Consider the following 1,790-nt stretch of genomic DNA (forward strand, 5'->3'; position numbering starts at 1 on the left):
CCCTCGGCCGATTGACCCCCGTCGAATACGAGACCATCATGACCGCACCGGTCACTCAGGCCGCGTGACCACCGTGTCACCTATCCGTGCAGCGGTCCCCCGCCCCTCCGTGGGTGCTGAGATGGCCAAGTCCGATGTGCGCCACGCGATGAAGAATGCACACATGTCGCGCATCGGCTTCTTGCACACGTCGCCAGTCCACGTTCTAACTTTCGACAACCTTCTGAGCGAGGTCGCCCCCGAAGCGCAGCCCGTGCACGTGGTCGACGAGTCCCTTCTAACTGATGCCCGCGTGAATGGTCCACAGTCGGTCGCTGACCGCGTCGTGGCTCAGCTGCGCAGCCTGAAAGATCGGGGCGTAGAGCTGATCTGTTGCACGTGCTCAACCCTTGGGAGCGTTGCTGAGCAGAGCGAACCAGGAGTGCCGGTCTTCAGAGTGGACCGGCCTATGGCTGCCCGCGCCGTCCAGGCCGGGCGCAGAATCGCCGTCATCGTAGCCCTTGACTCCACTCTCGCGCCCACGCTGGCGCTGCTTGAAGAAGAAGCCAGCGCGGCAGATCACGAAGTTGAGACCATGTCGATCCTGGCGAAGGGCGCCTGGGACATGTTCGAAGCCGGGGACCAGGTGGGATACGTCGAATGCGTCGCACGAACCGCCCGGGCCGCGGCGACGACCGCAGATGTCGTCATCTTGGCTCAAGCCAGCATGGCCCCGGCGGAAGCGTTGCTCACCGATCTGCCCACCCCTGTCTTCAGCTCACCACGTCCCGCAGTGGAGTACCTCGCTGCCCGGCAGTAGCTCGTACCCCGGGATCGCCAGCGTCGGACTTGTGAGCCGGATGGTCGTGCTCACAGATTCGTTGAGTTACACCTCAACATCTCGGGCTGGCACCTGACCGTTGCTGTAGCAGAAAACCGCCGGTTTCGAGCAGGCTTCGGGCGATGTAGTGGGGCAGGTTGCGGAAGCCGAGGGCGGAGCCGCGCAGGTGCTCGAGACGACCATTGATCGCCTCCGGTCGGCAGAAAGTCGTCAGGTGTTCTGAAGGTAGCGTCAAGCACGTCGAGGTCTTCCCGATGGGTTGTGTGAGAACTCGCATCATCGGGGGACCTCGACCCTCATCCCGTCACCGACGCGCTACCGGCACCTACACCCTCATTTCGGAAGAGGCCTCATACGGGCCCCGACCAAGGAACGGAGACCACGAGCATGGCTCACACGGGCGCTGCATTCGGCCTTCCGCCGCGCGTGCGGCTTATCCGCATTATCTTCGCGTTGAGATCGCCTCTACCATCGCCGGACGGACTCGTCGTACCTGAACGCATCAGCGACGAACCCGGTCCTGGCGCCGAAGACGGGGATCTGGTTCACCTGGTATTCCATGAGGTCTGGACAGCGCAAGGCACTCTCTCAACGGCAACCTCAGCGTCAGAAGAGGTGATCAGCAAACTAGGACTGGGACCGTCCACAGCCGCTCCGGGCGACCAAGACCAGAAGTCGGAAGCTCGATTCCGGCATACGGTCGTTGATGCGACCACAGCTGAGACTTTCACAGGAGATGCGCGCAACGCGAGGCCGTCGGAGGACTCCCTTATGAGAGTCGTCGAAGCCGTAGCACAAGTAGCGCGGGCGTTTCGGCTCGCAGGTGCGAGCGTGGAGATCCCAACGTATGAGTCGCTACCGCCCATGCTTGTCACATGGTGGACCAACGCTGAAGGCACGCGTGAACGGTTCACGGTCGACGATCGCGCAGAATGGACCCCAAGCATCATGCTGCTCGAAACGGTGACAG

At 62.6% G+C, this 1,790-nt stretch carries 1 protein-coding gene; it reads left to right on the plus strand.

The window, feature by feature from the left end:
- Positions 1 to 121: 121 nt before the first annotated feature.
- Entirely contained in the window at positions 122 to 799 is a 678-nt protein-coding gene (locus D1832_RS14990) for an aspartate/glutamate racemase family protein (protein ID WP_206609419.1), read from the plus strand.
- Positions 800 to 1,790: the final 991 nt, after the last annotated feature.

Origin of the sequence: Dermacoccus abyssi (genome assembly GCF_003515945.1) — a bacterium.
GTDB lineage: Bacteria > Actinomycetota > Actinomycetes > Actinomycetales > Dermatophilaceae > Dermacoccus > Dermacoccus abyssi.

Bases quoted from the DNA above. Each gene is read 5' to 3' on its own strand.
- D1832_RS14990 (WP_206609419.1), top strand. From the start codon at position 122: ATGGCCAAGTCCGATGTGCGCCACGCGATGAAGAATGCACACATGTCG.